The sequence below is a fragment of the Streptomyces sp. NPDC036984 genome (assembly GCF_055607665.1).
Genome location: NZ_JBVJRL010000001.1, coordinates 397,870 through 417,855, shown reverse-complemented (window position 1 = coordinate 417,855; position 19,986 = coordinate 397,870). Strand labels below are relative to the sequence as shown.

The window sequence follows — 19,986 nt, the reverse complement described above, 5'->3', positions numbered from 1 at the left end:
AGAGTGCGCCATCAACGCGTCCAGCCCTCCCGCTGCCGTCGAACTGCGCGGCATCACCAAGCGTTTCCCCGGCGTCGTCGCCAACCGCGACATCGACATCACGGTCCGCACGGGCACCGTTCACGCCCTGTGCGGTGAGAACGGCGCCGGCAAGTCCACCCTGATGAAGATCCTCTACGGCATGCAGCAGCCGGACGAGGGCACCATCACCGTGGGCGGCGAACAGGTCGTCTTCCACAATCCCGGCGACGCCATCGCCCGCGGCATCGGCATGGTGCACCAGCACTTCATGCTCGCCGACAACCTCACCGTCCTGGAGAACGTCGTTCTCGGCGCGGAGAAGCTGCACGGCATCGGGGGCAAGGCGCGCGCCAGGATCAAGGAGATCTCCGACGCCTACGGCCTCGGCGTCCGCCCCGACGCCCTGGTCGAGGAGCTCGGTGTCGCCGACCGCCAGCGCGTGGAGATCCTCAAGGTCCTCTACCGCGGCGCCAAGACCCTCATCCTGGACGAGCCCACCGCCGTCCTCGTTCCGCAGGAGGTCGACGCCCTCTTCGACAACCTGCGCGAGCTGAAGGCCGAGGGCCTCACCGTCATCTTCATCTCCCACAAGCTGGGCGAGGTGCTCTCCGTCGCCGACGAGATCACCGTCATCCGGCGCGGCACCACCGTCGGCACCGTCGAGCCGCGGGGCACCACCCCCAAGCAGCTCGCCGAGCTGATGGTCGGCAGCGAGCTGCCCACCCCGGAGACCGAGGAGTCCACGGTCACCGACGTCCCGATGCTGAAGGTGGACGGCCTCCACCTCACGCAGACCGACCTCGACGGCGTCGAGCGGATCATCCTGGACGAGATCACCTTCACCATCCACAAGGGCGAGGTCCTCGGCATCGCCGGCGTGGAGGGCAACGGCCAGTCCGAGCTGGTCGAGGCGATCATGGGCATGCGCCACCCCGACGCCGGCGTCATCAGCCTCGACGACACCGACATCTCGCACGCCCCGACCCGCGACCGCCGCGAGTCCGGCATCGGCTACATCCCCGAGGACCGCCACCGCCACGGCCTGCTCCTGGAAGCACCGCTGTGGGAGAACCGCATCCTCGGCCACGTCACCGAGAAGCCCAACTCCCGCGGCGGACTGCTCGACCTCAAGGCCGCCCGCGCCGACACCCAGCGCATCGTCGAGGCGTACGACGTCCGCACCCCCGGTATCGACGTCACCGCCGCCTCGCTGTCCGGCGGCAACCAGCAGAAGCTGATCGTCGGCCGCGAGATGAGCCACAACCCCAAGCTGCTGATCGCCGCCCACCCCACCCGCGGTGTGGACGTCGGCGCGCAGGCGGCCATCTGGGACTACATCCGCGAGGCCCGCCGCGAGGGCCTGGCCGTGCTGCTGATCTCCGCCGACCTGGACGAGCTGATCGGCCTCTCCGACACCCTGCGGGTGATGTACCGCGGCCGCCTGGTCGCCGACGCCGACCCCGCCACGATCACCCCCGAAGAGCTGGGCTCCGCCATGACGGGTGCGGCCACCGGCCACCTGGAGCACACAGAGGACGACGAGCGATGAACAAGCTGACCCAACGCATCGACAAGGAGCGGATGCTCCTCGGCATCGCCGCGCCGCTGCTGGCGATCGTCGCCGCGCTCGTCGTCACCACCCTGGTGATCCTCGCGACCGGCAAGAACCCCGGCGCCGCGTTCAGCGACATGGTGACCTACGGCTTCGCCAGCGACAGCCAGGTCTACATCCTGAACAAGGCGACGACGTACTACCTCGCGGGTGTCGCGGTGGCCATCGGCTTCCGCATGAACCTGTTCAACATCGGTGTCGACGGCCAGTACCGGCTCGCCGCGTTCATCGCCGCCGTCCTCGGCGGGGCGCTCACCGTGCCCGGCTGGCTCGCCATCCCGCTGATCATCATCTGCGCCATGGCGACCGGTGCCCTGTGGGCGGCCATCGCCGGCGTCCTCAAGGTGAGCCGCGGGGTCAGCGAGGTCATCTCGACCATCATGCTGAACTCGATCGCCACCGCGATCATCGCCTACCTGCTCCAGCCCGGGAAGCTCGGCCAGCTCGACCAGGCCGGCACCCTCGTCTCCACCAAGCCGCTGCCGTCGTCCTCGTACTTCTTCAGCTTCGACACCGGCCCCGCCGGTGTGCTGTGGGGCTTCATCGTCATCGCCGTGCTCGTCGGCATCGCGTACTGGTTCGTGCTCGGCCGCACCCGGTTCGGCTTCGACCTGCGCACCGTCGGCCAGTCCGAGAGCGCGGCCAGCGCGAGCGGTGTCTCGGTGAAGAAGATGGTCGCCACCAGCATGATCATCTCGGGTGCGGTGGCCGGTCTGATCGGCATGCCGACCCTGCTCAACGACAGCCACCAGTTCAGCAACGACTTCCCGGCCGGTATCGGCTTCACCGGCATCGCCATCGCGCTGCTCGGCCGCAACCACCCGATCGGGATCGCGCTCGGCGCCCTGCTCTGGGGCTTCCTGGAGCGCACCACCAACCACCTGGAGTTCCAGGGCTACGACAAGGAAATCCTCGGCGTCATCCAGGGCGTCATCGTCCTGTGCGTCGTCATTGCCTACGAGGTCGTACGCCGCTACGGCATGAAGCGCCAGCAGCAGAAGGTCGGCGCCGAACTCGCCGCCCAGGCCGCCGCCGCGACGAAGAAGCAGGAGGTGGCGTGATGACTGCCACGATGACCGACGCGCCGCCGCCGGCGGCCCCCAAGGCGGCGGGCGCGTCCCAGCGCTCCGGCCGCTCCCTCGGCATGACCCTCATGATCGTCGCAGGTGCGCTGCTGCTCCTGGCGGCGGTCCGCGTGATCACCGGCGCCGACCAGCTCGACTCCGCCGGACAGGTCGCAGCCGCCCTCGGCCTCGCCGTGCCGATCGGTCTCGCCGGCCTCGCCGGTCTGTGGTCGGAGCGGGCCGGCGTGGTCAACATCGGCCTCGAGGGCATGATGATCCTCGGCACCTTCGGCGCCGGCTGGGTCGGCTGGCAGTCCAGCCCCTGGCTCGGCCTGCTGTGCGGCATCGGCTTCGGTGTCCTCGGCGGCCTGGTGCACGCCGTCGCCACCGTCACCTTCGGCGTCGACCACATCGTCTCCGGTGTCGCGGTCAACCTGCTCGCGCTCGGCGCCACCCAGTACCTCGCCAAGCTGTTCTTCGCCGAGGGCGGGGCCGCGGAGGCGGGCGGCAACCCCAAGCAGTCCCCGCCCGCGGACTCGCTGCCCCACGTCACCGTCCCCGGCCTGTCCGACGCCCTCGCGTCGATCGAGAAGCACCACTGGTTCCTGATCTCGGACCTCGCCGGCATCATCGGCGGTCTGATCACCAACCTGTCCGTGGTCACGATCCTCGCCGTGCTGCTGTTCGTCGCCAGCTGGTGGCTGCTGTGGCGCACCCCGTTCGGCCTGCGGCTGCGCTCCTGCGGTGAGAACCCGGTCGCCGCGGAGTCGCTCGGCGTCAACGTCTACCGGTACAAGTACGCGGCCGTGGCCGTCTCCGGCGGCCTCGCCGGTCTCGGCGGCGCGTTCCTCGCGCTGGTCACCTCGCACACCTACCTGGAGGGCCAGACCGGCGGCCGCGGCTACATCGGTCTCGCCGCCATGATCTTCGGCAACTGGCGCCCGGGCGGCCTGGCGATGGGCGCGGGCCTGTTCGGTTACTCCGACGCCCTCCAGCTGCGCAACGGCGGTGTGACGGTGCACGCCCTGCTGCTCCTGCTGGTCGTCCTGCTCGCGCTGCTGGCCGGCTGGAAGCTGTACAAGAAGGCCCTCGTGCAGGGTGTGATCAGCGCCGTCATGGCCGCGCTGGTCCTGGTCTGGTACCTGCTCACCGACGAGGTCCCGAGCGACTTCGTGGGCGCCACCCCGTACGTCGTCACCCTGCTGGTGCTGTCGCTGTCCGCGCAGCGCCTGCGGATGCCGAAGGCGGACGGCATGCGGTACCGCAAGGGCCAGGGCAAGTGACCCGGGAAGCCGCCGCCTTCGACTGGGAGGCGCTGCGCGCCCAGGCGCGGGAGGCCATGTCCCACGCCTACGCCCCCTACTCGGGGTACCCGGTCGGCGTGGCGGCCCTGGTCGACGACGGCCGCACCGTCACCGGCTGCAACGTCGAGAACGCCTCCTACGGGCTCGGCCTGTGCGCCGAGTGCGGCCTGGTCTCGGAGCTCCAGCGCACGGGCGGCGGCCGGCTGACGCACTTCACCTGTGTCGACGGCACCGGCGCCCTGCTGGTCCCGTGCGGCCGCTGCCGCCAGCTGCTGTACGAGTTCGGCGGACCCGGCCTGCTCCTGGACACCCCCGCGGGTGTCCTCCCGCTCTCCGAGATGCTGCCCCAGGCCTTCGGCCCGGACCATCTCACCAAGTAACGCCGTACGGCCCCCCTGACCCGCATCAGCGCAGGGGGGCCGCACACTTCGCACCTCCCGGAAGGAACCACACCCGCCATGGCCATGGACGCCATCTCCGTGATCCGCACCAAGCGGGACCGCGGCGAGCTGACCGACGAGCAGATCGACTGGGTCATCGACGCGTACACCCGCGGCGAGGTCGCCGACGAGCAGATGTCCGCGCTCGCCATGGCGATCCTGCTCAACGGCATGAACCGCCGCGAGATCGCCCGCTGGACCGCGGCCATGATCGCCTCGGGCGAGCGCATGGACTTCTCCTCGCTGTCCCGCCCGACGGCCGACAAGCACTCCACGGGCGGCGTCGGCGACAAGATCACGCTGCCCCTGGCCCCGCTCGTGGCGGCCTGCGGCGCGGCCGTCCCCCAGCTCTCCGGCCGGGGCCTCGGCCACACCGGCGGCACCCTGGACAAGCTGGAGTCGATCCCCGGCTGGCGCGCCCTGCTCTCCAACGAGGAGATGCTGCACGTCCTGGACACCACGGGCGCGGTGATCTGCGCGGCGGGCGACGGTCTGGCCCCCGCGGACAAGAAGCTGTACGCCCTGCGTGACGTCACCGGCACGGTCGAGGCGATCCCGCTGATCGCCTCCTCGATCATGTCCAAGAAGATCGCCGAGGGCACGGGCTCGCTGGTCCTGGACGTGAAGGTCGGCACGGGCGCCTTCATGAAGACGATCGAGGACGCCCGTGAGCTGGCGTCCACGATGGTCGGCCTCGGCACCGACCACGGCGTGAAGACGGTCGCGCTCCTGACCGACATGTCCACGCCCCTCGGCCTCACGGCGGGCAACGCGCTCGAGGTCCGCGAGTCGGTGGAGGTCCTCGCGGGCGGCGGCCCCGCGGACGTCGTCGAGCTGACCATCGCGCTGGCCCGCGAGATGCTCGACGCGGCCGGGGTGAAGGACGCCGACCCGGCGAAGGCGCTGGCCGACGGCTCCGCGATGGACGTCTGGCGCCGGATGATCGCGGCGCAGGGCGGCGACCCGGACGCCGAACTGCCCACGTCGAAGGAACAGCACGTCATCAAGGCCCCGTCCTCGGGTGTCCTGACCCGCCTCGACGCCTACGACATCGGCATCGCCGCCTGGCGCCTGGGCGCCGGCCGCGCCCGCAAGGAGGACCCGGTGCAGGCGGCCGCGGGCGTCGAGATGCACGCCAAGCCGGGCGACACGGTGACCGAGGGCCAGCCCCTCCTGACCCTTCACACCGACACCCCCGAGCGCTTCGACTACGCGCTCCAGGCGGTGGAGGGCTCCTACGACATCGCGGCGCCGGGGACGGACTTCACGGCGACGCCGGTGGTGCTGGAACGTATCGCCTGACCTGGGCCGCGGCCGGAGGCCGCTGATGTCGCGCCTCTTTCGGGTGAACGGGACCGGTGGATCTCCGCCGGTCCCGTTCGGCATGCTGGGATCGGTGGCGCATCGATAGGAGACGGCCGTGAGCGAGCGCGGTGGAGTTCCGCGATCCCATCAGGCTGCCGGAACCCTTCGGCCTCACCCTCGACACCGGCGAGTGCCCCGTCGACCGGCCCCGCCTCACCCCAGCACCGCCGCGACCCCCACCAGCACCGGCACCGACGTCACCGTCGACAGCAGGACCGACTCGCGGGCCAGGGACTCGGCCACCCGGTAGCGGCTGGCGTAGGTGAAGAGGTTCTGGGCGCCGGGCAGGGCCGCGGTCACCACCACGTCCAGGAGTGTGGCGCCGTGCAGGCCGAAGACGCTCCGTGCCAGCACCCAGGCCACCAGCGGCTGGCCCAGTGACTTCAGGGCGACGGACAGCAGGACCAGGTGGCTGTCCCGTCCCCGGCCGGGGGGCGGGTTGCCGTGCAAGGACATGCCGAAGGCCAGCAGGGCCGCCGGGACGGACATGTTGCCGATCACGGTGAGCGGGTTCAGCAGGGGACCGGGCAGCTGCCAGCCCGCCGCCGCCACCACCACCCCGGACAGTGAGCCCACCGCTATCGGATTCCGCAGCGGCGTCAGCAGGCGCCGCCACACCGTGCCCTTCTCGCCCATGCCGGACAGATCCAGGATGGTGAGGGCGACGGGCGTGACCAGCACGACCTGGAAGAGCAGCACCGGCGCCACCAGGGACGCGTCGCCCAGCACATACGCGGCGATCGGAATGCCGAGGTTGCCCGAGTTGACGTAACCGGAGCACAGAGCACCGATCGTCGTACGGCCCACGCCCCAGCGCCGGAGCACGCCGACCACCACGAAGACCGCGGCGACCGCCGCCGTGCTCAGGGCCGTCACCAGCAGCCGGCTGGAGAAGAGGACGGACAGGTCGGCCGTGGCGAGGGTGGTGAACAGCAGCGTCGGCCCCGCCACCGTGAAGGCCAGCCGCGTCAGCACCTCACCGCCCTGTGCGCCGAGCGTCCCGTACCGCCCGACCACATAGCCCACCCCGATCACGACCGCGATCACCGCGAACCCGCTCAGCACCCCCGCCACACGGCCAACCCTGCGGGGAGGATGGTTGACCGGTCAATGTGATCTACGACGGCCGGGCAGCGGGAGCCCCTACGACGTGCGGAAGCAGCCCGAGGCGGCCGACACCGCGAGGCGGTCGTACGGGCGGGTCGCGATGTCCGCGACCCGCCCGCGATGAGTTCCGGGCCCGCCGCCGGTCTACCGCACGTGGATGCCGAGACCCCCGCCGTGCTCGTGCTGCCCGGGCCCGTCAGCCGTGACGAGACGCCGGGGCTGTGCGCCGCCGTGCGGGCATTGCTGGAGGGCGGCGGGGCCCGGGTGGTCGTGTGCGACGTGGGCGGGCTCGGGCCGCCGGGGCTGGCGGCCGTCGACCTGCTGGCCCGGCTGGAGCTGGCCGCCCGCCGGGCCGGCGGGCGGATCCGGCTGCGGGACGCGGACCCCGCGCTACACGCGCTTCTGGGTCTCGTCGGACTCCGCTTCCAGGTGGAGGGGCAGGCCGAAGAGGGGGAACCAGCGCTTGGTGTCGAGGAAGCAGTGGAAGCCGGTGATCCGGCCGTCTGAGATCTCCAGCACCTGCACCGCCCACGGGGTGAACCCGCCGCTGTCCGGGTCCGGCTTGTAGTGCGCGAAGCCGGGCAGGCCGTTGACCTGGACCGGCAGCAGCCGGGAGCCGGCACAGGAGGCGCCGAGCGTGGTCATGAAGCCGGTGATGTCGGCGGTGCCGCGCAGCCACAGGTCGAACGGCGGCATCGTCATGACGGCGTCCTCGTGCAGCAGCGCCGTCAGCGCCGTCATGTCATAGCCCTCGAACGCCTTGACGTAGCGTTCCAGCAGCTTCTGCTGCTCCTCGTCCAGCGGATCGGACACCGCCCCCTCGGCGCCCGCGTCCGCGCGCTCCGCGAGCGTGGCCCGGGCCCGCTGCAACGCGCTGTTGACCGAGGCGACCGTGGTGTCCAGCAGCTCGGCCACCTCGCTCGCCTTCCAGGCCAGCACCTCGCGCAGGATCAGCACGGCGCGCTGCTTGGGCGGCAGCTGCTGGAGGGCCGCCATGAAGGCGAGCCGGACGGACTCCTTGGCGACGGCGGCCTCCGCCGGGTCGTCGACCTGGGGCAGCACGCGCGCGTCCGGCATCGGCTCCAGCCAGGTGTTGTCCGGGCGCGGGGAGAGCGCCGCCTGGGCGAGCGGCGTCGACTCGCTCAGATCCATGGGCCGCGCCCGCTTGTTGCCCGCCGTCAGCATGTCCAGGCACACGTTCGTCGCGATCCGGTACAGCCACGAGCGCAGCGAGGAGCGGCCCTCGAACCTGTCGTAGCTCCGCCAGGCCCGCACCAGGGTGTCCTGCACCGCGTCCTCGGCCTCGAAGGAGGAGCCGAGCATGCGGTAGCAGTACCCCGTCAGCTCGGTCCGGTGCTTCTCCAGCGCGACCTCGAGGTCCGCCGCCGCCGTGCCGTTGCCCATCGTCCACCCACCCCTGTGGCCGTCCCTGTCGCGCGCCGTCGCGCCCAGCACCTCGGAAGCTACCGCAGGGGACTGACAATGGCGCCCGGAGTCAAGAAACGTGCAGGTGAGGGGTGGTGCACGTGCTGACTCGGGCGGTGCGGACCGCGCGCGGGAGCGACGCCGTCGCGGTCACTCGCGCCCACGCGGCCAAGCCGCACATCGGCGCAGCCCCGCGGCCCTGAAGGAGCGCGTCACCACACATCGGCGCAGCGGCGCGCCCCCGCGGGGCAGTGTCACCGCACACCGGCGCAGCCCCGCGCGCCCGCGGGGCCGTGTCACCGCGCGTCGGCCAGGAGCGAGCCGCGGGCCGCCACCCGGGCCGCCCGGGTGCCGAGCACGGTGATCGTGACGACGCCGAGGACCGCGAGGAGGCCGATGCCGACCGTGCCGCTCCAGCCGCCCGCGCGAAAGGCCAGGGCGCCGACCGTGCTGCCCACGCTGGAGCCGATGTAGTACGCCGACTGGTACAGCGCCGACGCCTGGGCACGGCCATGGGTGGCCGTCTTGCCGACCGCCGAGGAGGCGACCGCGTGCCCGGCGAAGAAGCCCGCCGTGATCAGCACCAGACCCAGCAGGACCAGCAGGAGGGAAGCGGTCAGGGACAGAAGCAGACCCGCCGCCGTCGTACCGCCCGCCAGGTACAGCGCGCCCCGGCGGCCGAACCTGCCCACCAGCCGGCCCGCGGTGGACGCGGAGACCGTGCCCACCAGGTAGACCAGGAAGATCGAACCCACGATGCCCTGCGGCAGCCCGAACGGCTCCGCCGTCAGCCGGTAGCCGATCACCGTGTAGACACCGCCGAACACCGTCATGAACAGCGCGCCGATCGCGTACAGGCGGCGCAGCAGCGGGTCGGCGAGGTGGGCGCGGACCGTGCCGAGCAGCACGCGCGGGCGCAGCGAGCCCGCCGAGAAGTGCTTCGGGGCGGGCAGCAGCAGCCGGAACGCCACCGCGCACGCGACCGCGAGCACGCCGATCACCCCGACCGAGACCCGCCAGCCCCACGCCTGCGCGACCCAGCCGGTGATCACCCGGCCGCTCATCCCGCCGACGCTGTTGCCCGCCACGAACAGCCCGATCGCCGTGACCAGCGCCTTCGGCCGGACCTCCTCGGCCAGATAGGCCGTCGCCGAGGCCGGCAGACCGGCCAGCGCCGCACCCTGCACCGCCCGCAGCACCACCAGCGCGCCGAGCGACGGCGCGAAGGGCACCAGCATCCCGACCGTGACGGCCACGGCCAGCGAAGCCGTCATCACCGTACGGCGGCCGAAGCGCTCCGACAGGGCGCTCATGGGCAGGACGAACAGAGCCAGCCCGCCGGTCGCGGCCGCCACGGTCCAGCTCGCCTCGCTCGCCGCGACCCCGAACTCCCCCGAGATCAGCGGCAGCAGGGCCTGGGTGGAGTAGAGGAGGGCGAAGGTCGCGACTCCGGCGAGGAAGAGGGCGAGGCTCATCCGGCGGTAGCCGGGGCCGCCCGGAGTCATACGGGAGTCGGAGTCGGAAGCAGGGACGTTCGCAGCGGCGCCCACGCCGGTGGGCGCCCCGGTACTGGCGGGAGACATGCTTCGACGGTAGAGACGACGCCTCTCATCCGTCCAATGCATGGAATTGCCATAATCGTTCCCATGGTGCATCAGCAGAGGTCACAGGCGTGGCTGTCACCGTCCGGTGACACAGAAGACATGGCTGAGATGTCGAGGTTGCTCGCGCCCCGCCTCGCGTACTTCGCCGGGGTGGCCCGCACGGAGCACGTCACCCGGGCCGCGCAGGAGATGAACGTCCCGCAGTCCACCCTGTCCCGCGCGATGGCCCGGCTGGAGCAGGACCTGGGTGTCGACCTGTTCGCCCGGCACGGCCGCACGGTCTCCCTGACCACCGCCGGCCGCACCTTCCTCGCCTCCGTCGAGCGGGCCCTCGCCGAGGTCGAGCGTGCCGCCGAGGAGGTCCGCGCGGACGCCGACCCGGCCACCGGCAAGGTCGCCTTCGGCTTCCTGCACACCATGGGCGCCGAAACCGTACCCGGCCTCCTGCACGCCTTCCGCGCCGACCATCCGCGCGTCCGCTTCAGCCTGGTGCAGAACTACGGCGAGGCGATGCTGGAGCGGCTGCGGGCGGGCGAGCTGGACCTCTGCCTCACCTCACCCGTCCCGGACGCCCCCGACCTGGTCGCCCGCCGTCTGGACGAGCAGAAACTCCGCCTGGTCGTCCCGGCGGACCACCGCCTGGCCGCCCGCCGCCGCATCCGCCTGGCCGAGGCGGCCGAGGAAACCTTCGTCACCCTGGAGCCCGGCTACGGCCTGCGGCGCATCACCGACGACCTGTGCCGCGAGGCCGGTTTCAAACCCCGGGTGGCCTTCGAGGGCGAGGAGGCGGAGACCCTGCGGGGTCTGGTGGCGGCGGGTCTCGGGGTGGCGCTCCTGCCACCGCCGACCGTCCCCCGCCCGGGCGTGGTGGAACTGACGGTCACGGCCCCGAGGGCGGCCCGCGAAATCGGCGTCGCCTGGCTGGCGGACCGCCCGGACACGCCCCCGGTGGCCGCCTTCAAGAAGTTCCTGCTCTCCAGGAGGGGCAACTTGCTGCCCTGAAGGGCGCGGGGAACTGCTCGCGCAACCACGGACGACCCGCACCCCGAACACAACAGCACCCCCCGAGCCCTACCGCTTCAACGACTTACCGAACCCCGCGGCCAACGGCATCCGAAGACCAATGGGCGGCGGCGCAGCCAACGCATCCTCCACGGGCCGGGACACCGGGTGCCCGAACAGCGCCCCCATCACGAAGTCGGCCGCCAGGCAGCGCACTTCCTCCCGGTGCCCGTGCAGCCCGTGTCCGTCGGAGTGCACCTCGAACCGGCACACCTCCCGGTTCGCCTTCTTCGCCCGCGCCGCGAACCGGAACGACAGCTCGGGGTCGGTCCGTTCGTCGTTGGTGCCGTGCACGATCAGCACCCGGCGCCCGACCAGCTGCCGCACCGGCTCGGCGGGCGCGGCGACATCCTCCTCCGGCAGCCAGGGAGCCAGCGCGATCACGGAGTTGACGGCCTCGTGGCCGCCCGCCCGCAGGGCCGCGCGTCCGCCCATGCCCACCCCGACCAGGCACACGGGAACGTCCCCGTACCGTCGTACGACCTCGTCGGCGGCCCACTCCGCGTCCGCCGCCAGATGGGCCTCGCCGCCGTTCCAGCCCCGGTAGCGGTAGTGGACGGGATGGACGGCCAGTCCCTCGGTGCTCCCCGCGCGCGTGAGCGCGCGGCCCAGGGAGCGGATGAAGGCCATCGCCCGGACGGGGGACGGCCGGCGGGCGGAGACCTCCGCACCGGCGGGGAGCAGCAGCACCGCTCCGCTCACGGACGTCGGCTCCCGGCCGACTGCCTTCACCAGCCTGGCCGTTCGGACCGGCGTCGCTTGCTGTCCCATGACAGAACAGTGTCAGAAGGCGCGGTGTACGAAACCCGTACGGGGGGTCACCGTTGCGTATCGGCGGAAAAGTGCCGGAAAACAGTTGCGGCGCGCACCGGGCGCTCTACGCGCGTAGGAGTTAGAGTGCGGAAATGACGAGCCAGACTGCACCGACGGGGGCCGTCGCGGCGGCCGCCCCGGCCCATGTTCCGACGCCGGACCAGATCCGGCGGGCACCCAAGGTCCTGCTGCACGATCATCTGGACGGCGGGCTCCGCCCGGGGACCGTCGTCGACCTCGCCCGGGAGACCGGCTACGCCGATCTCCCCGAGACCGATCCGGACAAGCTGGGGATCTGGTTCCAGGAGGCCGCCGACTCCGGCTCGCTGGAACGGTATCTGGAGACCTTCCGGCACACCGTCGGCGTCCTCCAGACCAAGGAGGCGCTGATCCGGGTCGCCCGGGAGTGCGCCGAGGACCTCGCCGAGGACGGGGTCGTCTACGCCGAGGTGCGGTACGCGCCCGAGCAGCACCTCGACCGGGGGCTGACGCTGGAGGAGGTGGTCGAAGCCGTCAACGAGGGGTTCCGGCAGGGCGAGCGGCTCGCCCGGGAGAACGGCCGGCGCATCCGGGTCGGAGCCCTGCTCACCGCCATGCGGCACGCGGCCCGCTCCCTGGAGATCGCCGAACTCGCCAACCGCTACCGGGATTCGGGCGTGGTCGGCTTCGACATCGCCGGCGCCGAGGCCGGCTACCCGCCCACCCGGCACCTGGACGCCTTCGAGTACCTCAAGCGCGAGAACAACCACTTCACCATCCACGCCGGCGAGGCGTTCGGGCTGCCGTCCATCTGGCAGGCGCTCCAGTGGTGCGGCGCCGACCGGCTCGGGCACGGGGTGCGGATCATCGACGACATCGAGGTCCGCGAGGACGGCTCGGTCAGGCTCGGCCGGCTCGCCTCGTACGTCCGCGACAAGCGGATCCCGCTGGAGCTGTGCCCCAGCTCCAACCTCCAGACCGGGGCCGCGCCCTCCTACGCCGAGCACCCCATCGGGCTGCTGCGCCGGCTGCACTTCCGGGCCACCGTGAACACCGACAACCGGCTGATGTCGCACACCACCATGAGCCGGGAATTCGAGCACCTCGTCGAGGCGTTCGGTTACACGCTCGACGATCTCCAGTGGTTCTCCGTCAATGCGATGAAATCAGCGTTCATTCCTTTCGATGAACGACTCGCGATGATCAATGACGTCATCAAGCCGGGATATGCCGAGCTGAAATCCGAATGGCTGTTCCGGCAGACCGCGTCCACCAGCGATTCTGCTGGTTCGGAGGCGTAGTGGCCGAGCGCTGCCCGACTCGGAATGCGGACGCACTTTCACAAGGTGTCCGCATTTCGGCGTTTGCGGCGGGTGCCCCCGGATGTTTACGGTCGTGGACCGCTCAGATCGTTTGTGATCTCCCGTCTCCGCATACAAGGACGCATTCACCATGAAGCAGTCTGCTGCCAAGACCCTCGGTGTCGCCGCCCTCGGCGCCGTTTTCGCCGCCGCCGGTGCGGGCGCGGCGAGCGCGGCCCCGGTCAGCCCGGACGCCGGCCAGACGCTGGACACCGTCACCCGGACGCTGCCGCCGGAACAGGTCATCGAGGCGCTGCCGGACAGTGGCTCGGCGAAGACGCTCAAGCCCGTGGCCAAGGGGGTGTCCGCCGCGCAGCCTGTCGCCGAGAGCGTCCTCTCCGAGGGCCCCAAGCCGGTCGCCGGCCTGCTCGGTGGACTGCCGCTGAAGGGCCTGCCCACGCACGGCGTGCCGGTCACCGGGATCCCGGTCGGCTGAGTCCGGCTTCCGTATGACACGCGGGGCGCTCCGGTACGTGCGGACGCGCCCCTGTGGCGTGCTCGCGCCCGCACTCACCAGGCCGTGCGGGCCTTGTCCTCGGAAGGCAGCAGCAGCCACAGCGCTATGTAGAGCAGGAACTGCGGGCCCGGCAGCAGGCAGGACAGCAGGAAGATCACCCGCATCGTCGTGGCCGAGGTGCCGAAGCGGCGGGCCAGTGCGGCGCAGACTCCGCCGATCATGCGGCCGTGGGCGGGGCGGGCAAGGGCGGTCATGTCGGCTCCTCCGTGATCGTCGGCTCGCTCCCGAGCCGCCGGCGGTCCCCGGTCGGGTCCGCCTCAACTGTCTTCCACGGTACGGAGACGAAGGGGGCGAAGCATCGCTCTACGGGGCGATCCCGACCCTGGGAATCGTCGGGGTACGGCCCTGAGACAGCTCCTCCTGGACGGTGACCGCCGGCCCGGCCGTACCGGGTTCCTGCTCCTCCCGCCGCCGCAGCCAGGCCCGGCCCGCCGGGACGACGGCCAGGTGGGCCAGGACGACGCCCACCGTGTTCAGCAGCAGCGAGTCGACGTCCACGACCCGGCCCGGGACGCCGGTCTGGAGCAGGGCGATGCCGAGGGAGACCAGGGCGCCGGCCGCGGCGGTACGGATCAGGGACGCGAGCGGGGCGACCGTGAGCCTGCCGTGCGCCATCGGCAGCAGCACGCCCAGCGGCGCAAGCAGCGCGAGCCCCTCACCGAGGGGTCTGGCGGCCTGCGGCCAGCCCAGCGCCAGATCGGCCCGGATCCCGGCCAGTGGCCGCAGGTTCGGGGGCATCACCCAGGGGACGTCCAGGGGGCGCAGCATCAGCCAGGCGACGAGGGCGAGGTGCGCGACGAGGAGGACACCCCCTGTCGCACGGACGCGGATCGCGGCACTGCCGCCGCCGATGGAGCCTTGACGCTGCACGACCCCGTAGACGCGGGGCGCGGCACGATTGGTTCCGCCATGGAAGCTTTTGGCTGGGCGCCCTGTGCTGTGGCCGAGCGGGGGAGGCACGGCTGCCCGCAGCTACGCCGGTGCGACTGCCCGCAGCTAGGTGGGAATGTCGCCGGACGGTGGCTGGGTCGTGCCCGGGCGGTCGCGGACCTCGTCCGTGCACTCGTACCGCCGCAGCGGGCCCGTGTCCGGGCCGCCCAGGATGACCGAGCCGTCGCCCTCCGTGGCCGCCGAGTCGGACAGGGTGCACACCAGCTGGGCCAGCGCGTAGGAGGTCAGACGCGTCGGTGCCGTGCTCAGCCGCAGCGTGTCCTCGGGGTCCTTCGGGCCGGGGCCGGTGACGTTCAAGCCGCCCGGCACGTACGTCGTGTAGCCCGCGGAGCGCTCCGCGGTCGACGGCGCCGTGGCGAGCTGGTCGAGCAGCCCCTGCGCCACCATCACCCGGCGCCTGGCGTCCGGGGTGCCCTCCGGGACCCGCACGGTGCGGTCCACGGCCACCAGGGACGCCCCGCACAGCAGGAAGACCTGCACCGGCACCCCGCGCGAGGACTGCGTGGCCTGATCGGTCCCGGTCAGCGAGCACGGCACCCGGGACGGCGCCGCCCCGAAGTCGGTCGGTACCTCCGTGGGCCGGATGCCGCAGCCGGTGAGCAGTGCGCCGAGGAGGGGCAGCGCCAGCAGGCGTCGTACGGTCATGACCCCTCCTTTCCTGATCTGTCCTGGTCGGTCTTGCTGTCCTTGGTGCTCTCGCCGGCTTCCTCGGTCAGCCGCGAGGCGTCCCGGGGCAGCCGCAGCGTGAACACCGCGCCGCCTTCCGGCGAGTTGGCGGCGGTGATCTCGCCGCCGTGGATGTGGGCGTTCTCCAGGGCGATGGAGAGACCGAGCCCGCTGCCCTCGGAGCGCGGCCGGGAGGCGCTCGCCTTGTAGAAGCGGTCGAAGACGTGCGGGAGGACGTCCTCCGGGATGCCGGGTCCGTGGTCGCGGACCCGGATCACCACGTCCTCGTCGGCCACGGTCACCGACACCCGCACCGGCGACCCGCCGTGCTTGAGCGCGTTGCCGATCAGGTTGGCGAGGATGACGTCCAGGCGGCGCGGGTCCAGGCGGGCGTGGATGCCGCGTTCGGCGTCCAGTTCCACCGCGTCCAGCCAGGCGCGGGCGTCGATGCACGCGGTGATCTGGTCGGCGAGCTCGACGTCGTCCAGGACCAGCCGGGCGGTGCCCGCGTCGAAGCGGGTGACCTCCATCAGGTTCTCGACCAGGTTGTTCAGCCGCCGGGTCTCGCTGACCACCAGCCGGACGGCGGGCTCGATCATCGGGTCCATGCTCCCGGTCTCCGCCTCCAGCTCCTCCTCCAGCACCTCCGTGACGGCGGTGATGGCGGTGAGCGGCGTACGCAGTTCATGGCTCATGTCGGCCACGAAGCGGCGTGAGGCGTCGTCCCGTGCGGCCATCTCCGCGACCCGCTGCTCCAGCGCCTCGGCCGCCTTGTTGAACGTCCGGGAGAGATCGGCGAGTTCGTCGGTGCCGGAGACCCGCAGCCGGGTGTCCAGTCTGCCCTCGCCGAGCCGCCGCGCGGCCACGCCGAGGCGGTGCACCGGCTTCAGCACGGTCGTGGCGGCGGCCTGCGCGAGCAGCGCGGCGCCGATCAGCGCGAGCCCGGTGGCGATGCCCAGCGACCAGGCCAGCGAGTTGAGGTCCTTCGCCTCGGGCTCCAGGGACTTCGCCATGTAGCCCGTCGGACCGCCACCGATCACACGCGTACCGGCCACCAGATAGGGCGTGCCCTGGTCCGTGACCCGCTGCCAGTACAGGTGGTACGACTCCTTGTTGGAGTCGCTCACCTTCTGCTTCTTGTTCACGGCCGTGCGCAGCGACCCGGGCACGTCCTCCAGCGAGAAGCCGTTGATGCCGCCCGAGTTGCCGTACACCGTCTTGCCGTCGGCGTCCTCGGCGACCAGCAGCACGCTGAAGCGCTGGCTGCTGGCGCCCATCTGGCCGGCCGCGCGCTGGAGCTGGTCCTGCGTCGGATGCACGGGCAGCGCGCCCGCGCGGTTCTGCATCTCCTGCCGGAAGTCGCGCAGCACCGCGTCCTGGGCGCGGGTGAGCACGGCCTCCCGGTTGAGCCAGTAGGCGATGCCCGACGCCGACACCGCGGCGGTGAGCGCGACCAGACCGAAGACCAGCACCAGTCGCAGCCTGAGGCTGGTGAACCGCAGCCGCGACAGACTCCCCTTGCGCCCCGCGGCCCAGCCGCGCAGCCCCCCTTGCGTATCGGTCACTGAGGCGCGTCCAGGCGGTAGCCGACACCACGGACGGTACGGATCAAAGTCGGGGACGACGGCACGTCCTCGACCTTGGCGCGCAGCCGCTGCACACACGCGTCGACCAGCCGGGAGTCACCCAGATAGTCGTGCTCCCACACCAGCCGCAGCAGTTGCTGCCGGGACAGCGCCTGACCGGGCCGCCGGCTCAGCTCCAGCAGCAGCCGCAGCTCGGTCGGGGTCAGCTGGAGGTCCTCGCCGTTCTTCGTGACGGTCATCGCCGACCGGTCGATGACGAGGCTGCCGAAGGTCGCCGAGTCACTGGACTCGCGCTCCCCGCGCCGCAGCACGGCCCGGATCCGGGCGTCCAGCACCCGTCCCTGCACCGGCTTGACGACATAGTCGTCGGCACCCGACTCCAGTCCGACCACGACGTCGATGTCGTCGCTGCGCGCGGTCAGCAGGATGATCGGCAGCTGGTCCGTGCGCCGGATGCGCCGGCACACCTCGAACCCGTCGATGCCGGGCAGCATCACGTCCAGCACGATGAGGTCCGGCCGCTGCTCGCGCAGCAGCTTCAGACCGTCCTCGCCGCTGGCAGCGGTGGCCACCCGGTGTCCCTGGCGCGTCAGGGAGAGCTCCAGGGCCGTACGGATGGCGTCGTCGTCCTCGATCAGCAACAGGGAAGGCACGCGCTCATTCTGGCCCATGGACGGCCTGTCGTACGACCTGCCGGCACCAGCCCGTCTCTAGCGCCATGACCTGTGCACACTCTGTGACGACCCTGGCCGGGGCCCCTGTGACAGGTCTGTGACAGTCGGCGGACACGGCGATGAAGTCACCCCGGCAGTCTTTTGGGCACGGGGCAGGCGGCCGGATGGGAGCCGGCCCGGGCAAGGCCCGAATCACCGGAAGTCCACGACGGGGAGCGCGAGATGAACACGCTGCACAGCATCAGCACCAGCGCAGTGGTCACGCGTCTGCACGACGTGCACCGGGGATCCGAGAAGTCCGGTGCCGTGAGCGGGCGGGGGTGCGCTCGCGGCACCGGGCGTCAGCACACCGCCTACATGACGGTGGTTGACGCGCACACGGGGGAGACCGCGTACAGGGAGGGCTCGGGGGAGCGCCGCTCGCCGACCGAGGCTGCAGATGCCGAAGCGGTGTTCACCGCCTACGTCCAGGAGCGCCGCGCCTCCCTGTACGCCACCGCCTACCACCTGACCGGTGACCGCTTCGAGGCCGAGGACCTGTTGCAGAGCGCGCTGTTCTCGACGTACAAGGCGTGGGACCGGATCAGCGACAAGGCCGCGGTCGGGGGTTACCTCCGCCGCACCATGACCAACCTGCACATCAGCGCCTGGCGGCGCCGCAAGCTCAACGAGTACCCGACCGAGGAACTGCCGGAGACGCCCGGTGAGACGGACGCGATGCGCGGCACCGAGCTGCGCGCGGTCCTGTGGCAGGCGCTGGCCCGGCTGCCCGAACTCCAGCGCACCATGCTGGTCCTGCGCTACTACGAGGGCCGCACGGACCCGGAGATCGCCGACATCCTCGGCATCAGTGTCGGCACGGTGAAGTCCAGCATCTGGCGGTCGCTCCGCCGGCTGCGCGAGGACGAGGTCCTCAGCTTCGGCCGTGACGAGGAGGACGCCTTCGGCGAGCTGGTCGCCTGAGGGTAAGGGGTCACTGGGGGGTGACCCTGGGAAAAACGGGGGAAACGGGGGAGAAGCGGGGGCCCACTGGGGGGTGGGCCTTCGGCGCACGACGGGGACCACTGGGGGGTGGACCCACGGGGGAAAACGGGGGAGCGCAGAGGAACGGGACTGGATGGGCCGGGGGCCCGGCCAGTCCCGTTTCGCGTTCCGGTACGGCGCTCAGGCCGTCGTGTGCTGCCGTACCTGCCGGCCCGCCGCGGCTGCCGCCAGCCGGTCCAGCGCCTCGTCCCGGTCGCAGGGGTGTGCGCCGAGGGACACCTGGCGGGTGACGATCGACCGCTCGGTGCGCATCAGCCGCCAGCCGCGGCGCAGCAGGAACGGGACCGACTTACGGCCCTCCTTCAGATCGCGCAGGAAGCGCCGCCGGAAGGTGGTGACCGGACCGCGGGTCAGGCACAGCGCGTCCGCGAGCACGCCCCGTTCCCGGCAGCGCTCGACGATCTCCGCGGCGAAGATGCCCTCCGCGATGAACAGCGGGGTGCGGCCGATGCTCAGCGTCTCCTCGCCGGTACGGGCGCTCAGTGAGATGTCGTACACCGGCACCGGCGTCGACCCCGTGGCGCACAGCCGGGCGATGGCCTCGACGGCGACATCGGCGTCCCAGGACTCCGGGTGGTCCCAGTCGATGTCCGAACTCCCGTCGACGAGGGGCAGAGTCGGGTCGTCAGCCTCCTTGTAGAAGTCGTCCAGACGCAGGACGGGAAGCCCGGAACGGGCGGCGACGAGGGACTTGCCCGAGCCCGAGGGGCCGCACAGCAGCACGACACGGGCGGAAGACGGGGGATGAAGGCTCACGGAACACCAGTTTGAGGCATGGGGAGCGCGCTGCCGACCCCGCGGGTCGGCTTTTGAGCGTGAGTCTCGCCTCAACTACCCTACGTGTCGACCTCATTACCCTGCGCACCAGAAGGTGGCACCAGCGATGACCCGACACACCTCCCCCCAGCACCCCACCGCGCAGCGCGCCCTGATCGCTCTCGCGGCCGCCGGAGCGGCCCTGGGCGCGGGCGCGGCCACGGCGTCCGCCGACTCGATCCCCGGTCTCGGCGTCGACTACCGTCCCGCCGATCTCGGCAACATCGACCCGCAGGCCGGCCTGCGGGCCGTGACGGGCATCGTCGGCTACGTCACCGGGCCGGTCGCCGGCCTCAAGCCCAACCCGCTCGCGGGCACGGGCGTCGACCCGCTGGACAACGGCGTGGGCACCCAGCCGGCCGACTTCGAGCCGGTCGGCTCCCAAGCCCTGACCCGCCCTCTGGCCCAGGCCCCGTCACTCGGCAGCGTCCCGGTGGCGGGCCGGCTCCTGGGTTCCCTGGGCCGCTGAGAAGCGCCCCGAAGGGGCGTGGGGGATTGTGGCATCTGGCCCCGCCGGACCCCCGCTGCCCACGGGGCCAGTCTCCCCCCGAAACCCCTAAAAAAACCACAACCCA

Annotated in this window: 21 protein-coding genes; 11 read left to right on the top strand and 10 right to left on the bottom strand. The window is 71.7% G+C overall.

The window, feature by feature from the left end:
- The first annotated feature begins 43 nt into the window (after positions 1–43).
- From ACZ7DL_RS01905 to ACZ7DL_RS01885, 5 genes are all read left to right on the top strand, one after another.
- Positions 44–1,570 carry an ABC transporter ATP-binding protein gene (locus ACZ7DL_RS01905; protein WP_470771185.1) on the top strand — a complete coding sequence of 509 codons (1,527 nt, stop codon included), beginning with the start codon at positions 44–46 and terminating at the stop codon, positions 1,568–1,570.
- Complete coding sequence (locus ACZ7DL_RS01900) at positions 1,567–2,694, top strand: ABC transporter permease (RefSeq protein WP_470770633.1); 1,128 nt, start codon at positions 1,567–1,569, stop codon at positions 2,692–2,694. Before ACZ7DL_RS01905 ends, ACZ7DL_RS01900 begins: the two co-directional genes overlap by 4 nt.
- Positions 2,694–3,980 (top strand): ABC transporter permease, encoded by a 1,287-nt coding sequence (locus tag ACZ7DL_RS01895; protein WP_470770631.1) that lies wholly within the window; start codon positions 2,694–2,696, stop codon positions 3,978–3,980. The genes ACZ7DL_RS01900 and ACZ7DL_RS01895 overlap by 1 nt, the downstream gene beginning before the upstream one ends.
- Positions 3,977–4,381: a cytidine deaminase gene (locus ACZ7DL_RS01890; protein ID WP_470770629.1), complete on the top strand. Its 405-nt coding sequence runs from the start codon at positions 3,977–3,979 to the stop codon at positions 4,379–4,381. Before ACZ7DL_RS01895 ends, ACZ7DL_RS01890 begins: the two co-directional genes overlap by 4 nt.
- 78 nt (positions 4,382–4,459) lie before the next feature.
- Positions 4,460–5,743, top strand: a complete 1,284-nt coding sequence (locus tag ACZ7DL_RS01885; RefSeq protein ID WP_470770626.1) for a thymidine phosphorylase — start codon at positions 4,460–4,462, stop codon at positions 5,741–5,743.
- 216 nt (positions 5,744–5,959) lie between these two features.
- On the opposite strand, the gene ACZ7DL_RS01880 is transcribed toward ACZ7DL_RS01885, so the two are convergent.
- Complete coding sequence (locus ACZ7DL_RS01880; protein ID WP_470770624.1) at positions 5,960–6,880, bottom strand: AEC family transporter; 921 nt, start codon at positions 6,878–6,880, stop codon at positions 5,960–5,962.
- Between the two features lie 153 nt (positions 6,881–7,033).
- On the opposite strand from ACZ7DL_RS01880, the gene ACZ7DL_RS01875 reads away from it, so the two are divergent.
- Positions 7,034–7,420, top strand: coding sequence for an STAS domain-containing protein (locus ACZ7DL_RS01875; RefSeq protein ID WP_470770622.1), 387 nt, complete (start codon positions 7,034–7,036; stop codon positions 7,418–7,420).
- On the opposite strand, the gene ACZ7DL_RS01870 is transcribed toward ACZ7DL_RS01875, so the two are convergent.
- On the bottom strand, positions 7,304–8,317 hold the full coding sequence (locus tag ACZ7DL_RS01870) for a sigma-70 family RNA polymerase sigma factor (RefSeq protein ID WP_470770619.1): 1,014 nt from the start codon (positions 8,315–8,317) through the stop codon (positions 7,304–7,306). The two genes, ACZ7DL_RS01875 and ACZ7DL_RS01870, sit on opposite strands and share 117 nt — an antisense overlap.
- Positions 8,318–8,634: 317 nt before the next feature.
- A complete protein-coding gene (locus ACZ7DL_RS01865) occupies positions 8,635–9,921 on the bottom strand; it encodes an MFS transporter (RefSeq protein ID WP_470770618.1) in 1,287 nt (428 codons plus the stop codon).
- A gap of 63 nt (positions 9,922–9,984) precedes the next feature.
- On the opposite strand from ACZ7DL_RS01865, the gene ACZ7DL_RS01860 reads away from it, so the two are divergent.
- Positions 9,985–10,944 carry a LysR family transcriptional regulator gene (locus tag ACZ7DL_RS01860; RefSeq protein WP_470770617.1) on the top strand — a complete coding sequence of 320 codons (960 nt, stop codon included), beginning with the start codon at positions 9,985–9,987 and terminating at the stop codon, positions 10,942–10,944.
- Positions 10,945–11,013: 69 nt separating this feature from the next.
- On the opposite strand, the gene ACZ7DL_RS01855 is transcribed toward ACZ7DL_RS01860, so the two are convergent.
- Positions 11,014–11,775, bottom strand: coding sequence for a prolyl oligopeptidase family serine peptidase (locus ACZ7DL_RS01855; RefSeq protein ID WP_470770616.1), 762 nt, complete (start codon positions 11,773–11,775; stop codon positions 11,014–11,016).
- Between the two features lie 134 nt (positions 11,776–11,909).
- On the opposite strand from ACZ7DL_RS01855, the gene ACZ7DL_RS01850 reads away from it, so the two are divergent.
- Together ACZ7DL_RS01850 and ACZ7DL_RS01845 are read left to right on the top strand one after the other, a co-directional pair.
- The gene (locus ACZ7DL_RS01850; protein WP_470770614.1) at positions 11,910–13,097 is read left to right on the top strand and encodes an adenosine deaminase; all 1,188 of its coding nucleotides are present in this window, start codon (positions 11,910–11,912) and stop codon (positions 13,095–13,097) included.
- Between the two features lie 151 nt (positions 13,098–13,248).
- Positions 13,249–13,593 carry an ATP-binding protein gene (locus ACZ7DL_RS01845; RefSeq protein ID WP_470770612.1) on the top strand — a complete coding sequence of 115 codons (345 nt, stop codon included), beginning with the start codon at positions 13,249–13,251 and terminating at the stop codon, positions 13,591–13,593.
- Positions 13,594–13,667: 74 nt separating this feature from the next.
- Here ACZ7DL_RS01845 and ACZ7DL_RS01840 read toward each other — a convergent pair whose 3' ends face one another.
- The 5 genes from ACZ7DL_RS01840 to afsQ1 all read right to left on the bottom strand — a co-directional run bounded on the left by ACZ7DL_RS01840 (position 13,668) and on the right by afsQ1 (position 17,530).
- Positions 13,668–13,868, bottom strand: a complete 201-nt coding sequence (locus ACZ7DL_RS01840; RefSeq protein ID WP_470770611.1) for a PspC domain-containing protein — start codon at positions 13,866–13,868, stop codon at positions 13,668–13,670.
- A 109-nt stretch (positions 13,869–13,977) separates the two neighbouring features.
- A complete protein-coding gene (locus tag ACZ7DL_RS01835) occupies positions 13,978–14,544 on the bottom strand; it encodes a VanZ family protein (protein WP_470770609.1) in 567 nt (188 codons plus the stop codon).
- A 126-nt stretch (positions 14,545–14,670) separates the two neighbouring features.
- Positions 14,671–15,270 carry a hypothetical protein gene (locus ACZ7DL_RS01830; protein WP_470770607.1) on the bottom strand — a complete coding sequence of 200 codons (600 nt, stop codon included), beginning with the start codon at positions 15,268–15,270 and terminating at the stop codon, positions 14,671–14,673.
- Positions 15,267–16,856: an ATP-binding protein gene (locus tag ACZ7DL_RS01825; RefSeq protein ID WP_470770606.1), complete on the bottom strand. Its 1,590-nt coding sequence runs from the start codon at positions 16,854–16,856 to the stop codon at positions 15,267–15,269. Before ACZ7DL_RS01825 ends, ACZ7DL_RS01830 begins: the two co-directional genes overlap by 4 nt.
- Complete coding sequence (afsQ1, locus tag ACZ7DL_RS01820; protein ID WP_031024517.1) at positions 16,853–17,530, bottom strand: two-component system response regulator AfsQ1; 678 nt, start codon at positions 17,528–17,530, stop codon at positions 16,853–16,855. Before afsQ1 ends, ACZ7DL_RS01825 begins: the two co-directional genes overlap by 4 nt.
- Positions 17,531–17,773: 243 nt before the next feature.
- Between afsQ1 and ACZ7DL_RS01815 the strand changes: the two genes are divergently transcribed.
- Positions 17,774–18,514 (top strand): SigE family RNA polymerase sigma factor, encoded by a 741-nt coding sequence (locus ACZ7DL_RS01815; protein WP_470770604.1) that lies wholly within the window; start codon positions 17,774–17,776, stop codon positions 18,512–18,514.
- A 201-nt stretch (positions 18,515–18,715) separates the two neighbouring features.
- Here the strand turns inward: ACZ7DL_RS01815 and ACZ7DL_RS01810 are convergent, their stop codons facing one another.
- A complete protein-coding gene (locus ACZ7DL_RS01810; protein WP_470771183.1) occupies positions 18,716–19,318 on the bottom strand; it encodes a uridine kinase family protein in 603 nt (200 codons plus the stop codon).
- Positions 19,319–19,478: 160 nt separating this feature from the next.
- Between ACZ7DL_RS01810 and ACZ7DL_RS01805 the strand changes: the two genes are divergently transcribed.
- On the top strand, positions 19,479–19,880 hold the full coding sequence (locus ACZ7DL_RS01805) for a hypothetical protein (protein ID WP_470770602.1): 402 nt from the start codon (positions 19,479–19,481) through the stop codon (positions 19,878–19,880).
- The last annotated feature ends 106 nt before the right edge of the window (positions 19,881–19,986 follow it).